The organism is Flavobacterium sp. WG21, from assembly GCF_000335775.1.
Taxonomy (GTDB): domain Bacteria; phylum Bacteroidota; class Bacteroidia; order Flavobacteriales; family Flavobacteriaceae; genus Flavobacterium; species Flavobacterium tructae.
In genome coordinates this window covers 1-17,686 of record NZ_AMYW01000053.1, presented here as the reverse complement: position 1 = coordinate 17,686, position 17,686 = coordinate 1, and the positions used below count along the sequence as shown (strand labels likewise).

Annotated in this window: 17 protein-coding genes and 1 tRNA gene; 12 read left to right on the top strand and 6 right to left on the bottom strand. The window is 32.5% G+C overall.

Translation table 11 applies throughout. The annotated features are described in order from the left end of the window. Positions 1–160: 160 nt before the first annotated feature. Entirely contained in the window at positions 161–2,278 is a 2,118-nt protein-coding gene (locus C245_RS0121955) for a glutamine--tRNA ligase/YqeY domain fusion protein (protein WP_017498765.1), read from the bottom strand. A 107-nt stretch (positions 2,279–2,385) separates the two neighbouring features. Between C245_RS0121955 and folB the strand changes: the two genes are divergently transcribed. Beyond that, a complete protein-coding gene (gene folB / locus C245_RS0121950; protein WP_017498764.1) occupies positions 2,386–2,745 on the top strand; it encodes a dihydroneopterin aldolase in 360 nt (119 codons plus the stop codon). 94 nt (positions 2,746–2,839) lie between these two features. Then, positions 2,840–2,910: transfer RNA gene (locus tag C245_RS24320), tRNA-Cys, on the top strand. Between the two features lie 360 nt (positions 2,911–3,270). On the opposite strand, the gene C245_RS0121945 is transcribed toward C245_RS24320, so the two are convergent. The 3 genes from C245_RS0121945 to rnr are packed head-to-tail and all read right to left on the bottom strand — an operon-like array spanning position 3,271 to position 6,837. Then, entirely contained in the window at positions 3,271–3,948 is a 678-nt protein-coding gene (locus C245_RS0121945; protein WP_017498763.1) for a LysE family translocator, read from the bottom strand. Positions 3,949–3,962: 14 nt separating this feature from the next. Continuing rightward, positions 3,963–4,631: a head GIN domain-containing protein gene (locus tag C245_RS0121940; RefSeq protein WP_017498762.1), complete on the bottom strand. Its 669-nt coding sequence runs from the start codon at positions 4,629–4,631 to the stop codon at positions 3,963–3,965. A gap of 25 nt (positions 4,632–4,656) precedes the next feature. After that, the gene (gene rnr / locus C245_RS0121935) at positions 4,657–6,837 is read right to left on the bottom strand and encodes a ribonuclease R (RefSeq protein WP_017498761.1); all 2,181 of its coding nucleotides are present in this window, start codon (positions 6,835–6,837) and stop codon (positions 4,657–4,659) included. A 173-nt stretch (positions 6,838–7,010) separates the two neighbouring features. Between rnr and C245_RS0121930 the strand changes: the two genes are divergently transcribed. Together C245_RS0121930 and rpiB are read left to right on the top strand one after the other, a co-directional pair. Beyond that, positions 7,011–7,244: a putative signal transducing protein gene (locus tag C245_RS0121930; protein WP_017498760.1), complete on the top strand. Its 234-nt coding sequence runs from the start codon at positions 7,011–7,013 to the stop codon at positions 7,242–7,244. A gap of 814 nt (positions 7,245–8,058) precedes the next feature. Further along, positions 8,059–8,490, top strand: coding sequence for a ribose 5-phosphate isomerase B (gene rpiB / locus C245_RS0121925; RefSeq protein ID WP_017498759.1), 432 nt, complete (start codon positions 8,059–8,061; stop codon positions 8,488–8,490). A gap of 153 nt (positions 8,491–8,643) precedes the next feature. Here the strand turns inward: rpiB and C245_RS0121920 are convergent, their stop codons facing one another. Beyond that, the gene (locus C245_RS0121920; protein WP_017498758.1) at positions 8,644–8,913 is read right to left on the bottom strand and encodes a DUF1294 domain-containing protein; all 270 of its coding nucleotides are present in this window, start codon (positions 8,911–8,913) and stop codon (positions 8,644–8,646) included. A gap of 116 nt (positions 8,914–9,029) precedes the next feature. Here C245_RS0121920 and C245_RS0121915 point away from each other — a divergent pair, with 116 nt between their 5' ends. After that, complete coding sequence (locus tag C245_RS0121915; protein WP_017498757.1) at positions 9,030–11,153, top strand: Tex family protein; 2,124 nt, start codon at positions 9,030–9,032, stop codon at positions 11,151–11,153. 73 nt (positions 11,154–11,226) lie between these two features. Here C245_RS0121915 and C245_RS0121910 read toward each other — a convergent pair whose 3' ends face one another. Continuing rightward, entirely contained in the window at positions 11,227–11,409 is a 183-nt protein-coding gene (locus tag C245_RS0121910) for a twin-arginine translocase TatA/TatE family subunit (protein ID WP_017498756.1), read from the bottom strand. A gap of 212 nt (positions 11,410–11,621) precedes the next feature. On the opposite strand from C245_RS0121910, the gene C245_RS0121905 reads away from it, so the two are divergent. The 7 genes from C245_RS0121905 to C245_RS24665 form a co-directional block, all read left to right on the top strand. Next, positions 11,622–12,122 (top strand): hypothetical protein, encoded by a 501-nt coding sequence (locus C245_RS0121905; RefSeq protein ID WP_017498755.1) that lies wholly within the window; start codon positions 11,622–11,624, stop codon positions 12,120–12,122. A gap of 11 nt (positions 12,123–12,133) precedes the next feature. After that, on the top strand, positions 12,134–13,618 hold the full coding sequence (locus tag C245_RS0121900) for a GH3 auxin-responsive promoter family protein (RefSeq protein ID WP_017498754.1): 1,485 nt from the start codon (positions 12,134–12,136) through the stop codon (positions 13,616–13,618). Positions 13,619–13,745: 127 nt separating this feature from the next. Next, positions 13,746–15,422, top strand: a complete 1,677-nt coding sequence (locus tag C245_RS0121895; RefSeq protein WP_017498753.1) for a hypothetical protein — start codon at positions 13,746–13,748, stop codon at positions 15,420–15,422. A 12-nt stretch (positions 15,423–15,434) separates the two neighbouring features. Continuing rightward, entirely contained in the window at positions 15,435–16,427 is a 993-nt protein-coding gene (locus tag C245_RS0121890; RefSeq protein ID WP_017498752.1) for a hypothetical protein, read from the top strand. 29 nt (positions 16,428–16,456) lie between these two features. Further along, positions 16,457–16,987, top strand: coding sequence for a hypothetical protein (locus C245_RS0121885; RefSeq protein ID WP_017498751.1), 531 nt, complete (start codon positions 16,457–16,459; stop codon positions 16,985–16,987). 49 nt (positions 16,988–17,036) lie between these two features. Then, a complete protein-coding gene (locus C245_RS0121880; protein WP_017498750.1) occupies positions 17,037–17,333 on the top strand; it encodes an oligosaccharide flippase family protein in 297 nt (98 codons plus the stop codon). A 14-nt stretch (positions 17,334–17,347) separates the two neighbouring features. After that, the coding region (locus C245_RS24665; protein ID WP_035747146.1) for a hypothetical protein at positions 17,348–17,686 on the top strand (339 nt) is incomplete at its 3' end.

Genomic DNA, 17,686 nt, shown 5'->3' with positions numbered 1-17,686 from the left:
AAAGATGATAAATGAGTCGAAAGAAGTTTTTTATAGCTTAAAATCAACTTATGAAGGTGTTTTTAATCTAAAAACTCTATAAAATTTTTAATATTAATAGAAAATATAAATATAAAAAAAAGCGCTTATAAAAAGCGCTTTTAAATAGATTATAATTATATTATTTTTGAATCATTTCAGAAAGAATTTCAATTTCTCTCTCCGAAGCATTTTTTGGAGGATTTGAATGTAACTTCAAAATATCTTCTTCAAATTGTTTTCTTAAACTTTCATTTTCTAAATCTCTTAAATTTAAAAGTGCTTTAGATCTCACATAAGTAGATTCACTTCTAAGAGACATCGTGTACAATTTTTTAATATCCTCTTCTTCAAAATCAGGAGATTTCAAACTGGAATATTTTAGAATAAACTGAGCAAACAACAATGATCCTTTGTTATTGTTAATATTCTTCTTTAAAGAATTTTGCAACAACGAAAAACTAGAAACATTCTTGATACTCTCCCCTATTGCACTTTCAATAGCAATACGTTCTGCTTTTGTCTCCACTTTGAAATATTTATTGATATCCTTCAAAGAATTGTTGATACTATTTTCTTCTTTTTTACCCTTCTCTTCCCAGGCATCTTTTAGTCCAACTGTTTTGTTAAATACTAATTTTGAAGGAGTTGAATCTTTATCAACAGTAAAATAACCCAAACGTTGAAACTGAAATTTATCTTCATTTTGAGCTGTAGCCAAACTTGGTTCAACAAATCCTGTAATTACTTCCAACGAATTTGGGTTCACAAAATCTAAGAAATTTTTCTCTTTATAACTGTCCGGAGCTTCATCTGTAAACAAACGATCGTACATACGAACTTCTGCTTCAACTGCATGCTGAATGGAAACCCAATGTAAGGTCCCGGATACTTTTCTCTGACTTGCTTCTGTCCCGCTTCCGCTTAAAGAATCAGTGTCATAACTTACATGAATCTCCGTAATATTACCTTCTAAATCTTTTATAACACTTTCACCTTTAATGATATAAGCATTTTTTAAACGTACTTCTTTTCCTAAAGTAAGACGGAAAAATTTAGCAGGCGCTTCTTCTAAAAAGTCTTCTCTTTCGATATACAATTCACGTGAAAAAGGCACTTTTCTGAAACCTGCATTTTCATCTTCCTGATTATTTTCGGCTTCCAACCACTCCTCTTTTCCTTCAGGATAATTTGTAATTACCAATTTTACCGGATCTAAAACGGCCATTACACGTGGTGCAATTTTGTTCAAATCTTCACGGATACAGAATTCTAAAACCGATACACTGATCAGATTATCACGTTTTGCAATACCAATTGTATTAGCAAAATTACGCAAAGATGCAGCAGTATAACCTCTTCTTCTTAGTCCCGAAATGGTTGACATTCTAGGATCATCCCAACCGTTAACATGCTTTTCCTTAACTAGTTGCTGTAATTTTCTTTTACTTACAACTGTATGCGAAAGATTACGTCTGGCAAATTCTCTTTGCTTGGGACGTAGTTTATTATCTTCAAAAATTTGGTCTAAAAACCAATCGTATAATTCACGATGCGGTAAAAATTCCAGTGTACAAAATGAGTGTGAAATGCCTTCCAAATAATCACTTTGTCCATGTGCCCAATCGTACATTGGGTAGATTTTCCAGTTATCCCCTGTTCTATGATGATGTTTGTGTAAAATTCTGTACATGATAGGATCACGCATCAACATATTGGTTGATTTCATGTCTATTTTGGCACGAAGAATATGAGTACCAGCCTCAAATTCACCATTTTTCATTCTTTCGAACAGCTCTAAATTCTCTTCGACTGAACGATTTCTGTACGGACTATCAGTTCCTATCGTTGACGGAGTTCCTTTTTGAATCGCCATTTCTTCTGAAGACTGACTGTCTACATAAGCTTTATCTTTTTTAATTAACAGAACTGCCCAATCGTATAATTGCTGAAAATAATCTGAAGCATAACGTTCTTCTGACCAGGTATATCCCAGCCATTCTACATCTTTTTTTATAGCATCAACAAATTCCTGCTCTTCTTTCTCCGGATTTGTATCGTCAAAACGTAAATTTACAGGTGACTGATAATCAATTCCCAAACCAAAATTTAACGCAATAGAACTTGCATGTCCAATGTGCAAATATCCATTTGGTTCTGGTGGAAAACGAAAATGAAGTTTGGTTTTAGAAAGACCTGATTTTAAATCTTCCTCTATGATTTGTTCAATAAAATTGAGTGATTTCTCTTCTGATGCCATTATTTTATAGTAATTTTAGCAAAGATAAAAAAAAGGTTTCAGGTTTCAGGTTTAAAGTCATTTAAGTGTCGTTGAACCTGAAACTTTAAACTTTAAACAATAAGAAAATGGGAGTTATAAAATTAAAAAACATCCGTACTTTTTCCTACCATGGATGTTTAATTGAAGAAGGAAAAATTGGATCTGATTACACGGTTGATCTAAAAATCAAAACTAATTTACAAAAATCAGCACAAACAGATCATTTGTTAGATACTGTTGATTACGTTCATTTGAACAAAATTGTAACCGAAGAAATGGCAATTCGCTCTCATTTATTAGAGCATGTAGCCAAAAGAATCAATATTCGTGTACTTTCGGAGATTGAAATGATAGAAAAAACTACTGTTTGGGTTTCTAAGATAAATCCTCCTATTGGTGGTGATGTTGAAACAGTTACTATAAAAATGACGGAAACGAGAAAATAAATTTTTCTTTAAAAATGCTAATTTTTTAAAATAGTTACTTTGAAACTTTTGAAATTTAAAGATTTTAGTTACTTTTGCCATCCGTTCAAGTAATGGCGTCGTGGCCGAGCGGCTAGGCTGGGCTCTGCAAAAGCTCCTACTCCGGTTCGAATCCGGACGATGCCTCTAAAACCTCTAAAGAAATTTAGAGGTTTTTTTTATGTTTAATTTTTAGAAAAAATTAGATAAAGATTTATGTTCGAATCCGAACTATACCTCAAAAACCTCTAAATTTCTTTAGAGGTTTTTGAGGCATTAAATTATACACGATCTTGTCATTTCGAGGAACGAGAAATCACACCAATTAATCAACAAAGATTGTCGATTAAGTTTGCGGAGTTTCTTGTGTGATTTCTCGTTCCTCGAAATGACAAACTTTACGCAAAATTGCAAACCGGACAGGTTTTAAAAACCTGTTCGGTTTAATATATAAAAAAACCTCTGATATACAGAGGTTTAATTTTATAATTTGGAGTTATTAACAACTTACTTTTCAATCTTTTCGAAAGCGTTTTTAACCATTTCTTTCTCTTTCGGAAACCAACCCTGAATCATTAAAACTACGCCAAAAACCATCAATACAACGCTAATACCTTTTTTAATTTTTAGGATATTCGTAGGTGTCATTTTTGATTTTAATTGTTTGGCTAATAATATTTTAAGGCAATCAACTACTAAATAGGTAATGATAACCGAAGTAAAAAAAGTAAACATTCTCGAATTTTGCATTTCTAACTTTGGACCAACAGAAATAATAACGGCTAACCAAAAACCAAGAACGCCAATGTTAATAACGTTCAGTAAAAAGCCTTTTACAAATAAACTACCGTAGTTTCTTTTAATAATATCACGATCGATTTCTTCGTCGTTTATTTTTGCTTCTTTCTTTAGTCTTACGAAAGAAATTATACCGTACGCCAGCATAATAATTCCGCCAAAAATAAAAAGAGCAGGTTTGTCTTTTAAACTCTGAATCAGTCTGTAACTTCCCAAGTAGGCAATTGCAATAAAGAAAATATCACCTAATACTACACCAAGATCAAAAACTAATGCAGCTCTGAATCCTTTCGTAATACTGGTTTCCAATAGTATAAAAAATACCGGACCTACCATAAAACTTAAAAAAAGTCCCCATGGCAGTCCAGCCAAAATATCATTTATCATTCAAATACAATTTCTTATTTTACTTCTTCGATTTTACCTCCAAAAACCGTTTTTTGATTTATTTGCTTCGGTTTTCCATAAATGTAAATAGAGCCTCCTGCGCTCACTTTTGCATCCACAAGGGTTGAAGCATTCACATCTGCTTTTCCTCCCGCAGAAACGCTTACTTTCGTTTGTGAGGTCTTTAATTTACTTGCCAACAAATAACCACCGGCTCCAAGACCTGCATCCTGATTATCGGCTTTACCACTTAAAGTAATTGAACCACCGGAAACGGAGCTTACATTAAGTTTATCAACATTTAATTCAACATTAATCGTTCCGCCTTCTTGTGCACTTACTTTAAATACCGTTGCTTTTATAACATCTTTACTACTAACACTGGCTCCTTCATTAACATCTATAAGCTCTAAACGTTTGTAATATACGGTAATATCCAAATCATTTCCTGATAATAACTTAGGAAAAGGCATTCTTAATTTTAATAAACCTTTCTTGTTAACAACTTCGACTTCTGATTCTCTTGCTCCCTTAATTACAATCTTGTTTTCTGAAGACTGAACTAATTTTACACTTAACTTATCAAATACTTTAACGGAATCAAAATCACCTAACTCTTTAGTAACCTGACCAAAAGACATCTGAACCAATAAAATTGCAGCTACTATAATTAACTTTTTCATACTTCTATTCTTTTAAATTAAACTTCTATTCTGCTCTTCTTAAAAAATGAAAATCCAACTGTTTTTTAACTAAATCAGCATTTTTAACTTTTACATAAATTTCGTCTCCTAATTGTAAAATGCTGTTTGAAGTGGCTCCAACTAATGCATATTGTTTTTCATCGAAAGTATAATAATCATCTTTTATCTCTCTGATTCTTACCATTCCTTCACACTTGTTGGAAACAATCTCTACATAAATTCCCCATTCCGTAACACCAGAAATAACTCCAAGGAATTCCTCGTCCTGGTGATCCTGCATATATTTCACCTGCATGTATTTGATACTATCTCGTTCAGCATTAGTGGCTAAACTTTCCATATTAGAACAATGTAAACATTTTGTTTCGTAGGCTTCTTCATCTACCGAAGCTCCATTGTCTAAATAATACTGCAGCAAGCGGTGTACCATAACGTCCGGATAACGACGAATTGGTGATGTAAAATGGCTGTAATAATCAAAAGCTAAACCATAGTGACCGATATTCTCTGTCGAATATTTGGCTTTACTCATACTTCTGATCGCCAGAGTATCAATTAAATTCTGCTCTTTTTTACCATTTACTTCTTCCATCAAAGCATTCAGTGATTTCGAAATATCTCCTTTGTTTCTAAAATCTATTTTATATCCAAATTTAGCAATTACGGTTTGCATCGCAATTAATTTGTCTTCGTTAGGTTCATCATGAATTCTGTAAACGAATGTTTTCTTTTGTTTACCAATGTATTCTGCTACTTTTCTGTTGGCCAAAAGCATGAATTCTTCGATCAGATGATTGGCATCTTTTGAAATTTTAAAATACACTCCTTCCGGTTCTCCTTCTTCATCCAGGTTGAATTTTACTTCGACTTTATCAAAAGAAATAGCTCCATTGGCCATTCTTTTTCTTCTTAAAATCTTTGCTAACTCATCTAATTTTAAAGTGGCTTCTGTAATTTCATCAGAAACCGTATACGATTCTCCGGTGATTGAGATATCAACAGGAATTGTATTGTCTTTTGTTTCAATTATATACTGTGCTTCTTCGTATGCAAATCGCTGATCAGAATAAATCACAGTTCTTCCAAACCATTGGTTAATAACCTGTGCAGTTGGAGAAACTTCAAAAATCGCTGAGAAAGTATATTTCTCTTCATTTGGACGTAATGAACAGGCAAAATTAGACAATACTTCCGGAAGCATTGGTACTACTCTATCCACCAAATAAACCGAAGTGGCACGTTGATAGGCCTCATCATCTAAAATTGTTCCTTCTTCGAGGTAATAGGAAACGTCGGCAATATGAATTCCAATTTCATAATTTCCATTCTCTAACTTTTTGAAAGATAAGGCATCATCAAAATCTTTAGCATCTTTCGGATCTATCGTAAACGTAAGTGTATCACGCATATCACGACGTCTTGCAATCTCAGCTTCCTGAATTGAGGTATCAATTTTTTGAGCATAGACCTCTACTTCTACCGGAAAATCTGCCGGTAAACCGTATTCAGCCAAAATCGCATGAATCTCCGTATTGTGTTCTCCGGGTTTTCCTAAAACTCTTAATACAGATCCAAACGGACTATCGGCTCTTTTAGGCCAATCTTCAATACCAACTAAAACAACGTCACCATTTTCTGCTTCTCCCAGTTTATCTTTTGGAATAAAAATATCCGTATACATCTTAGGGTTTGCGGTAGATACAAAGGCAAAATTGGCCTGAATATCAATTACTCCAACAAACTCCGTTTTGTTTCTTTCGATTACACTAATTACTTCACCTTCAGGTCTTTTACCTTTTCTTCGGTTGTAAACATAAACTTTAACTTTGTCTTTGTCTAAAGCTCTGTTTAAATTATTGGTTGGAATAAATACATCTTCGCTAAACTCATCACAAATAAAATATGCCGTTTTCCTACTGGTCATATCAATTGTTCCTTCGTAATAATCCTGACTTTCGGCTTTTACTAAATATTTACCCGGTTCTGATTCAATAATTTTCTTTGAAGCAGCCAGAATTTTTAAATCTTTTATAATCTGATTTCTGCTTTTAGTATCGTCAAGTTCAAGTTTTGCTGCTATTTGTTTGTAGTTAAATCCTTTATTAGGGCTTTGCGATAAAATTTTTACTATTTTACTAGAGAAATCTTTCTCTTTTTTTATCGGCTTTCTAATTTTCTTACTCATATATCTTTTCTTAAAAGTTTAAAATTACAAATAAGATATCAGATTATATATTTTAACAAATAAATTATTAAAAATATAACTTTCTGGAAGTCGTTGCAATTCGTCTATTCAAATTAGTACCAAGAACAAATTTTGGTACTATTCATTTGAGTATCTTTACAAAAAGACCTGATATGGAAAGCTTTAAAACCATTGCTGTATTCAATTATTTACACGAAACTGTGGTTCTGAAACACTTATTAGAACAGGAAGGGATTCCTTATTTTTTTGAAAACGAAATGACACTGTCTGTCGTTCCTTTGTACAGCACTGCTCTGGGTGGAATCAAACTCAAAGTTCATCCGAACGATTTCGAAGAAGTTCAGCAAATTCTGGACAATCTGAACAATCCTCTGAAAATCGTTTGAAACAACAATCAAAAACAAATTCAAATTAGCTTTGAATTCAAATAAAATTTAAATTTTTTCTTTTTCAGTTTTCAAAGTTGTCAACATATATTAAATACAACAAAAAAGAATTTTAAAAATTTAAAAAAATTTGGTTGTTATTATAGCTTGTTAATATGTGCTATAAATTTATTTTTAAAAGCATTGAAATGAAGTTTCTCTTAGTTATCTTGAGTTATCAACATACTTATATTTTGTTAAAGGATTAATTTCTAAGCGTTTTTGTATTTTAATTAACAACGGTTGACAACCAAGAATGAATTCAATTTGTAGATAACTTCATAAGTTGATTTTTGTTGAAAATGGCATTTTTGATATTGATAACTTTTCCAAAAATTCCTCAAACTTTATTAGGTTATTTCATTCCGGTTTTGGATTAGGTTTTTTTTCGACACGACCAAAAAAAACTTCTTATTTTCTATTCTTACTTATTAACAAATAATGTTAACTTAAAGTTAATTGAATATCAACGAATTACGAATCGCTATTAACACTTCAAAATTTTAACAAATATTATGATTATTCTTTATTGGTAATGAGACAGTTACAGAGTTGTTAATAATGTTAATAACTGTTAAGAATTTGATAATATGATAGTTATATATTTTGTTTTTTGCCGGCTGGTTTTACGAATGTATATCAATTATAATTGAGATGGTTTATGGAATGTTTATAAGTGAGTAGAAAAAAGAAATTCGTGAAAATTGATGTATTTCGTGGCAAACATTTATTAATTGAGTAAATTTGTACCACACAACTTAATAGTATAGAAAAAATGAAAATTTCGATAGGAAATGACCACGCAGGACCGGATTACAAAAAAGCAATTGTTGCAATGCTGCAGGCAAAAGGATATGAAGTAACCAATTATGGGACTGATACAGAGGTTTCTGTTGATTATCCTGATTTTGGGCACCCGGTTGCAAGTGATGTATCTGAAGGTAAGGCTGATTTTGGAATTGTAATCTGCGGCAGCGGAAACGGAATTGCAATGACGGCTAACAAACATCCAAAAGTAAGAGCTGGTTTATGCTGGACTAAAGAAATTGCTTATTTAACACGTTTACACAACGATGCTAATATTGTAAGTATTCCGGCTCGTTTTACCTCTATTCCTCAGGCAGTTGAGATTGTTGAAACCTTTTTAACAACGGAATTTGAAGGCGGAAGACATCAAAACAGAGTGAATAAAATTGCTTGTCAGTAAAAATTCAAAAAAATTCGGTGCTTCGCACCAATACTAAATACATAAGCCGGGCGGATTTTTAAAATTCATCCGGTTTGTTGTTTAAATAACAGAAGTTTTAATTTTAAGTAACTGATCAAAAGGTATTTATGTAGTTATTAACAATGTAATTGTTTAAAATTTAACTTTCATTTTTAGATAAATCAATACAATCTGAATGAAAAAAATAAACGAGAATTTTATAATAAAAGAAGATTTGCTCGTTTTATGTCTAAAGAATAACATTGCTAAGAACAATCCAACTGTGCCACCAATGGCTTGAAGAAAAAACAAGGTGTTTTCCGGGATTCTTCGTTTGTTTTTTTGTGCTTGATATTTATCATATCCCGCAAGAATAAAAACAGTGATATTTACAACTAAAAAATACGTTAATAAAATTTCCATCGGCTTAAAATTAAAAACAAAGATATTATTTTAGCGGAGTGATTGATTAATCTAATGTCAATTTTGACAGACAGATTATCTCATTTTCTAATCCAGAAATTATTTCATTATAAAGTATGACTAATATTCAATTCATTGCCAAGTCTGTCCCAACAGCAGCAATTAACATTCAAAACACGGTAAAATTACTAGAAGAAGATTGTACTGTTCCGTTTATTTCCCGTTACCGAAAAGATACAACCGGAAATCTGGACGAAGTTCAAATTGAGCAAATTGCGAAACTTCAAAAGGAATATGAAACGATTGTAAAACGCAAAGAAGCGGTTTTGAAATCTATTGAGGAACAAAAATCACTTACGCCGGAATTGAAACAGAAAATTGAGCAAAGTTTTGATTTACAGGAAATAGAAGATTTTTATCTGCCTTTTAAAAAGAAAAAGAAAACAAAAGCAGATGTTGCCCGTGAATTTGGTTTAGAACCATTAGCAAAAATCATTATGTCGGAGAATGATGTTGATGTTGATTTTATTTCAACACAATACCTGAACGAAAATGTGATTAATGAAGAAGCTGCCATGCAGGGCGCACGAGATATTATCGCGGAATGGATAAACGAAAATATTTATGTTCGTAAACAATTGCGAAGATTGTATCAACGAAAAGCAGTGATAGCAACTAAAGTTGTAAAAAAGAAGAGTGAGGAAGAAGGAGCTCAAAAGTTCAGTCAGTATTTTGAGTGGGAAGAACCGTTGACAAAAGCGCCTTCACATCGTTTATTAGCAATGCTTCGTGCTGAAAATGAGGGATTCGTAAAAATGAAAGTGGATGTTGATCTGGACGAAGCCTATGACATTATTGATGAGATCATTATTAAAAAACAAAACAGTACAACAGCCCATTTGCAGTTAGCGATTGAAGACAGTTATAAACGATTGCTAAATCCTGCTATTGGAAATGAAACTTTGCAGGAAGCAAAAGCAAAAGCAGATGCTAATTCAATCCAGGTTTTTGCGAATAATTTAGGACAGTTATTATTAGCGCCGCCGTTGGGAGAAAAGCGTATTTTGGCAATCGATCCGGGATTTAGAAGCGGTTGTAAAGTAGTTTGCTTAGATGAAAAAGGAGATCTGTTGTATAATGAAACCATTTATCCTCACGCGCCTCAAAATGAGGAAACTATGGCGATCAAAAAAATTCGTTCTATGGTAAATGCGTATCAGATTGACGCTATTTCTATTGGAAACGGAACGGCATCACGTGAAACGGAGTTTTTCATCAAAAAAATCGCGTTTGACAAACCGTTACAGGTTTTTATTGTTTCTGAGGCAGGAGCGTCGGTATATTCGGCATCAAAAATTGCAAGGGAGGAATTTCCAAATTATGATGTTACGGTTCGTGGATCTGTTTCTATTGGAAGGCGACTTTCAGATCCGTTGGCCGAGTTGGTAAAAATTGATCCAAAAGCAATTGGAGTAGGTCAATATCAACATGATGTGGATCAGACAAAATTAAAAGAAGAATTAGACAATACAGTAATTCGTTGTGTGAACTCGGTTGGAATCAATATCAATACAGCGAGTAAACATTTATTGAGTTATGTGAGTGGAATAGGAGAGAAGCTGGCCGAAAATATTGTTCAGTACCGTTCTGAAAATGGCCCTTTTGAGGACAGAAAACAACTGAAGAAAGTGCCTCGTTTAGGAGATAAGGCTTATCAGCAGGGAGCTGCTTTTATTAGAATTACAAATGCTAAAAATCCGTTGGACAATTCGGCCGTACACCCGGAAGCCTATCCGGTTGTGGAGAAAATGGCAAAAGATTTAAAACTTTCGGTAAGTGAGTTAATTGCTAATAAAGAGAAAACAGCCCTTATCAAGGCCGAAAATTATATTACTCCTCAAATTGGATTATTAACTTTAAAAGATATCATAAAAGAGCTTGAAAAGCCTGGATTAGACCCAAGAAAGTCGGCTAAGGTTTTTGAGTTTGATGCCAATGTAAAATCGATAAAAGATTTGAAAACCGGAATGATTTTACCTGGAATTGTAAATAACATTACCAACTTTGGCTGTTTTGTTGATATAGGAATTAAAGAAAGCGGCCTGGTTCACATTTCTCAGCTAAAAGCAGGATTTGTCAGCGATGTAAACGAAGTAGTAAAACTACATCAGCATGTTGACGTTAAGGTTACTGAGGTTGATGAAGATAGAAAGAGAATTCAGCTGACGATGATACTATAAAAAGGAAATAAAAAAATCCCAAATTACAATCTTATATAATTGTAATTTGGGATTTCTAACAACTCGAAAGTTATTATTTTGTTTCTTCCTCTTCTTTTTTAGCAGCAGGAGCAGATTGATCATCCTTAGCGGCATTTTTGAATTCTTTAATTCCGCTTCCTAAACCTTTCATTAATTCCGGAATTTTTTTACCTCCAAAAAGTAATATCACAATACCTACTATTACGAGGATTTCTGTAAGACCTAATCTTCCCATGATTGTATATTTAATGCCGAAGCAAATTGTTTTCTAAATTTTAAGCAAAGGTATATAGAAATATACGAACAAGGAGTCTTTTTAGATTAAAATATTTGTTTGTGACAGCGTTAAATATTTTATAAAATAGTAAAATAAGTGTATTCGTTCATTTTTGGCTCGCAGCAACAAGACGATTAATTGTTATATTTGCTCGTAATAAATAACCATAAATGACCAGGAAAAAGTTCAATTTTAGGAAAAGTTTATTCATTAAGAACCGATTGGTGATTTTGAATGAGGATACTTTTGAAGAAATTTTTTCGTTCAAACTTAATTTAATGAACGTTTTTGTGACGTTTACTTTGGGTGGAATTTTTTTAATTTTAATTACTACTTTCATCATTGCTTTTACCCCTTTGCGCGAGTTTATTCCGGGGTATTCTTCCTCTGAATTAAAAAAGAACGCGACAGAATTGGCTATAAAATCAGATTCACTGGAAACTGCTTTAAAGAAAAATGAGGCCTATATAAACGGGATTCAGAAGGTTTTAAGAGGAGAATTGGAATATGCAAAATTCAATAAAGATTCTATTTTAGCAGAAACAGATGAGCCTTCGGAGGTGGATATGAAAGCTTCGGAAGAAGAAATTAAATTAAGGGAAGAAGTGGCCAAAATGGAGAAGGAGTCGGGTGAAAAATCCCGAAATAAAAAGAAAAGTGACAAGAATTAATACCTCAAACAATGTCTATTAAGTCAGTAGCAGCAAAATTATTTGCCAGCACCATATATTATCAAACCAAGGCCTGGGCCAATAAACCGGTCGAAACCCAACAAGCTGTATTTAAGAGTTTAATACACAGTGCCAAAGAAACTCAGTTTGGAGAAGATCATCATTTTGATAAGATAAAAACAGTTCATGATTTTAGAAAACGTGTACCTGTTCGGGATTATGAAGATTTAAAGCCCTACATCGATAAGGTGAGGATGGGGGAAAAAAACATTCTTTGGAAAGGAAAACCGCTTTATTTTGCAAAAACTTCCGGTACAACTTCCGGAGCCAAATACATTCCGCTTACCAAAGAGTCGATGCCTTTTCATATTGAAGCATCCAGAAATGCGATTCTGCACTACATTTATGAAACCGGAAATGCTGATTTTGTTGATGGGAAAATGATTTTCCTTCAGGGAAGTCCCATTTTAATTGAAAAATACGGAATTAAATTTGGAAGATTGTCTGGGATAGGGGCACATTTTGTACCAAAATATCTTCAAAAAAACCGAATGCCATCCTGGGAAACCAATTGTATTGAAGATTGGGAAACGAAGATTGACGCTATTGTTGAGGAAACGATTGAACAGGATATGACCATTATTTCGGGAATTCCGTCATGGGTACAGATGTATTTTGAGCGTTTACAGGAAAAAAGCGGCGGTAAGAAAATCACGGATTTGTTTAAAAACTTTCAATTGTTTATTTACGGAGGAGTAAATTACGAGCCGTATCGTGCCAAGTTTGAAAATCTTATGGGCAGAAAGGTAGACAGTATCGAATTGTTTCCCGCTTCAGAAGGCTTTTTTGCGTATCAGGATTCTCAAAAAGAAAAAGGGATGCTGCTTTTACTGAACTCGGGAATTTTTTACGAATTTATCAAAGCAGATGAATTTTTTGAACCAAATCCAAAAAGTCTGACCATTGGAGAAGTAGAGACAGGTGTTAACTATGCTTTGATTATTTCAACAAATGCTGGGCTCTGGCGTTATAATATTGGAGATACAGTACAGTTTACTTCTTTATTTCCACACAAAGTTATTGTTTCGGGCCGAATCAAACACTTTATTTCAGCTTTTGGAGAACATGTCATTGCAAACGAGGTCGAAAATGCGATGAAAGAAGCCACGCAAGGAACCAAAGTCGTAATTAATGAGTTTACAGTTGCCCCGCAAATAAACCCTTCAAATGGATTACCGTATCATGAATGGCTGATTGAATTTGAAACAGAACCCGAAAATATGGACGTTTTTGCAGAAGCAATTGATAATTCGATGCGAAAGCAAAATATTTACTACGATGATTTGATAACCGGAAATGTTTTGCGTAAAGTTGTGGTAAGCAAAGTTTCAAAAAACGGATTTCAGGAATACATGAAATCGCAAGGAAAATTAGGAGGTCAGAACAAAATTCCTAGATTATCAAATAATAGAGATATTGCCGATAATTTAAAGTAAGATTATAATGAAACAACAGTTTAGTAACACTAGGGTTTTATGAAACTATAGTTTTAAATTACTACTTTCGTTGATTGAAAAATACAAATTGCATCTTCTGAAGAAGAAGATTTTAAAATAGAATAGCATGAAAGAAACCAAACATATATCAAGATCAAGAGCGCAGGAATCGTCTGCCGCTATAGAAAAAATGTACATTACAATGCGTCACTTATTCAACCGTGGTTTTTATAAACCAATGGGAGTTTCAGGAGATAGTTTACGTGAGTCATTACTAGCATTACGTCCGGAGATATACGGAAATATAGGAGAAGAAAAAGTAGAACTTAATGGTCTTTTATACGTAATAGAGCGTCTTCCGATAGGAATCGAGCAATGTCGTTTCATTAATTTAACTTCAGACGAAGGATATTCTAAATCACATTTTCAACCTATTGTTCCTCCAAAAAGAAGAAGAAACTGTTATCGTATTGATGAGGAGCAAATGAATGTTGAAATCACTCGCGGGCGATCAGACATTTATGATATTCTGACGCATTTGACTTTTATTTTCATCGAATCACATAAAATTAAAAACAGAGTTTTATTAGATGACGGAGGTGAGGTTTCCCGCGATTGGATGAAATTAGAACAAGCCGTATTGCAGACGAAGAAGCTTTCTCAAATAGAAAAAGAAAAAGCAATTTCGCATGTTGCTAATATTCTGGGAAGAACTTTTGAAGAAGTTTTAGACATTTATGATGCTTTTGGATCAGAGAATGCTCCTGATCGTTTCCTTCACGTTATTTACTGGTTAGGAAAACTGGCGATTGAAGAAGTTATTGACAATAATAAGCGTACAATCACCTTTAGTCCGGTTTTAAGAGAACGTTTAGGGCACCATATTCACGGTGAAATCTGGGCAACTAACATCAAGGAAGTTCTTAAGGCAAATAATCTGTTAAAACGTCCAATTCATGTGATCAGTGCAAATATGCACAGTGTCATGAATTCAATTTTTGCGACACCGTTGTTGAAAACAAAATTTAAGGAGAAGTCAGATTTCTATATTTATGAAGAATTAAGTAAATCAGGTGCCAAAGAAATTAGAGGAGTTGTAGAAGAACTGGCATTAAAAAATGGAATGATTTCGCTACCGGATAGCTCCGGAACGAATATCGATGTTCAGATTTTTGATACGGCTAAAATTGACTGGGCAAAAACGGCTTTTCCAAAAGCAAAACTGGAAGAAGAAAAACCAGTTATTATTGTAATGGATTATGCATTTGGAGAACAGGCGTATGAAACGATTGACGAACTTTTGAAACCGTATAAAAAAGATACTTTATTGAACGTAAAATCGGTTTCGATAATGGGTAAAGCCGGAATTCTGGAAGGTGGAAAAGGAGATATTATGATTCCTACTGCACACATAAATGAAGGAACTGCTGATAATTATTTCTTTGAAAATGAATTAACAGGAGCTATGTTTGAAGGAAATGATATTGCCGTTTTTGAAGGAGCTATGGTTACCGTTTTAGGAACATCATTGCAGAACAGAGATTTGTTGAAATTCTTCCATGAGTCTACCTGGGGTGTAATCGGTCTTGAAATGGAAGGTTCTTATTATCAGAAAGCGATTCAGTCTGCCTCTAAAATCAGAAAAAGTGTACCACACGATATTAAAGTTCGCTATGCTTATTATGCATCAGATAATCCATTGGAAACAGGTAGCACATTAGCTTCAGGCGGATTAGGTACAACGGGTGTAAAACCAACGTATTTGATTACTATTAAAATTTTAGAGCAGATTTTCAACGTATAATAAAACTTATAAATGAGTACAAGAGTACCCCAAAATCAAGAAGATCAGGAAATTGATTTGTTGCAGATTTCAAAAAAAATCAACCATTTTTTTCAGAGGATCAACACTTCTATTTTTAGGGGTATTCAGTTTTTTGTTCGAAACTGGATTTTGGTTGCAGTACTCATTTTGTTAGGTTTTTTGACGGGTTGGTATTTGGATGCCAATAGAGAATCGTATGATAATAAAATTATTGTTGCACCAAATTTTGGGAGTGTTGATTATTTATATGCAAAGATTGATTTAATTGATTCAAAGATTGCTTCCGGAGATACTGTTTTCTTAAAAAGTGTTGTTGGAATTTCGAATCCTAGAGTAATTTCAAAAATTGAAATTAAACCCATATCTGACGTTTTTAAATTTGTAGAAAATAAAGAACAAAATTTTGAACTTATAAAGTTAATGGCCGAAGATGGTGACATTAACAAAATCTTACTGGATAACGTTACCAGTAAAAACTATACTTTTCATTCGATTTCATTTATTTCTAATGAATTAATTGATGAAAAAGAATTTGTAGAACCGATATTAAAATATTTGAATAATTCGGAATACTATAATTCAATTCAAAAAATAGAATTCAAAAATATTGAACTGAAAATTGCTCAAAATGATACTATTATTGCTCAGATAAATGATGTTTTAAACGGGTTTTCAGGCACAGTAAAAAACACTACTAAAAATGATAAATTAGTATATTACAACGAGAATACACAATTAAATGATATTATAAAGACGAAACAGGACTTGATTAATGATCAGGGCAGAAATAGACTGGAATTAATAAGTTTTGATAAAACAGTTAAAGACATTAACGCTACTCTAAATATAAAAAACACAAAATCCATCTTCGGAAAGTTAAAATTTATTCTACCAGTTTTATTTATTATTCTATTTGGATTAATAAACTTTTTTAAGACTTTTTATAACAAACAATTAGCAAAGCAGAAATTAACCCAATCATAATAATTGAATTCAAATTAAAACAAAAAAAAATGAATGCAAAATTACAATTAGGAGCTCTTATATTATTTTTTACTTTGAATTCATGTAAGAATGATGTTGTAAAAGAAGAACAAACGTCATCAAAGGATAATTTTTCAGTAGTTATAGAAGGTGTTTTTGAAAAGAATGACAAATTGCAGGTTTTTTACTTACTTGATGGAAAAGAATGGAGTGAAGAAAACTCTGTTTCACAAGCAATTTATGCATCCAAAGATATGCAGAAAATAGAGTTAGATTTTCCAAAGAATATTAAAATAAAAAACATTAGAGTTGATTTAGGATTTAATCCAACACAATCCTATGTAACAATCAAAAATATTAGTGTAAAATATAAGGATGAAATAATTGATGGGGATTTAGAGGGCTATATTCTTTACTTTACACCAAATGAATTCGTAACATGGGATCCTAATTATTTTGGTTATAAGTTAAGCACTCTAAATGATAACTATGACCCATTTATGATGGGTAATGAATTGTTTATAGATAAATTAGCGATGATGGGACAAAAGAAAGAATAGATCTTTTGGACGTTATTTAGTTGTATTTATATATTTAATTTAAGAGTGAATGAAAAAGAATACAATTATAGATTATCTAACGTATGGTTCAGGTCAGTTAATAAACCTCATTGCTCCATTATTGGTAGCTCCAAAAGTTATTTCAGTATGCGGTATTGAGCATTGGGGTAAAATAGGCGTAGCATTGTCCGTTTTTACTTTGTTGGGATTATTTATTGATTTTGGATCTAATATTCTGGGGGTTAAAGAAATTAGTATTAATAAAGATAATTTTAGTAAAATTCAAAGTTATTTAAATACTTCTTTTGCTATCAAACTAATTTTTTTTTCATACTCCTTCTTTTAATAATAGTTGTTAGTTTGATTTTTAGTGCTATAAATCAAAAGCTATATTTATTAGCATTAACACTTTTATCTGCTCAATTTTTTAATATCACATGGGTTTATCAGGGACTTGAGAAATTCGGTATTATCAATAGACTTATTTTCTTTTCAAAGGCAATTTATGTATTACTTGTATACATTTTAATTCGTGAAAAAGAAGATTATTATTTTGTTTTGTTCCTATTAGGAGCAGCTAATACGTTTATTTATTTATTCTATTTTATAAAAATATGGAAATCTTATAAGCTGTCTCTTTTAGATGTTAAAGGCGATTTAATTAAAAAGCAATTCAAAAATGAATACGCTATACTCGTT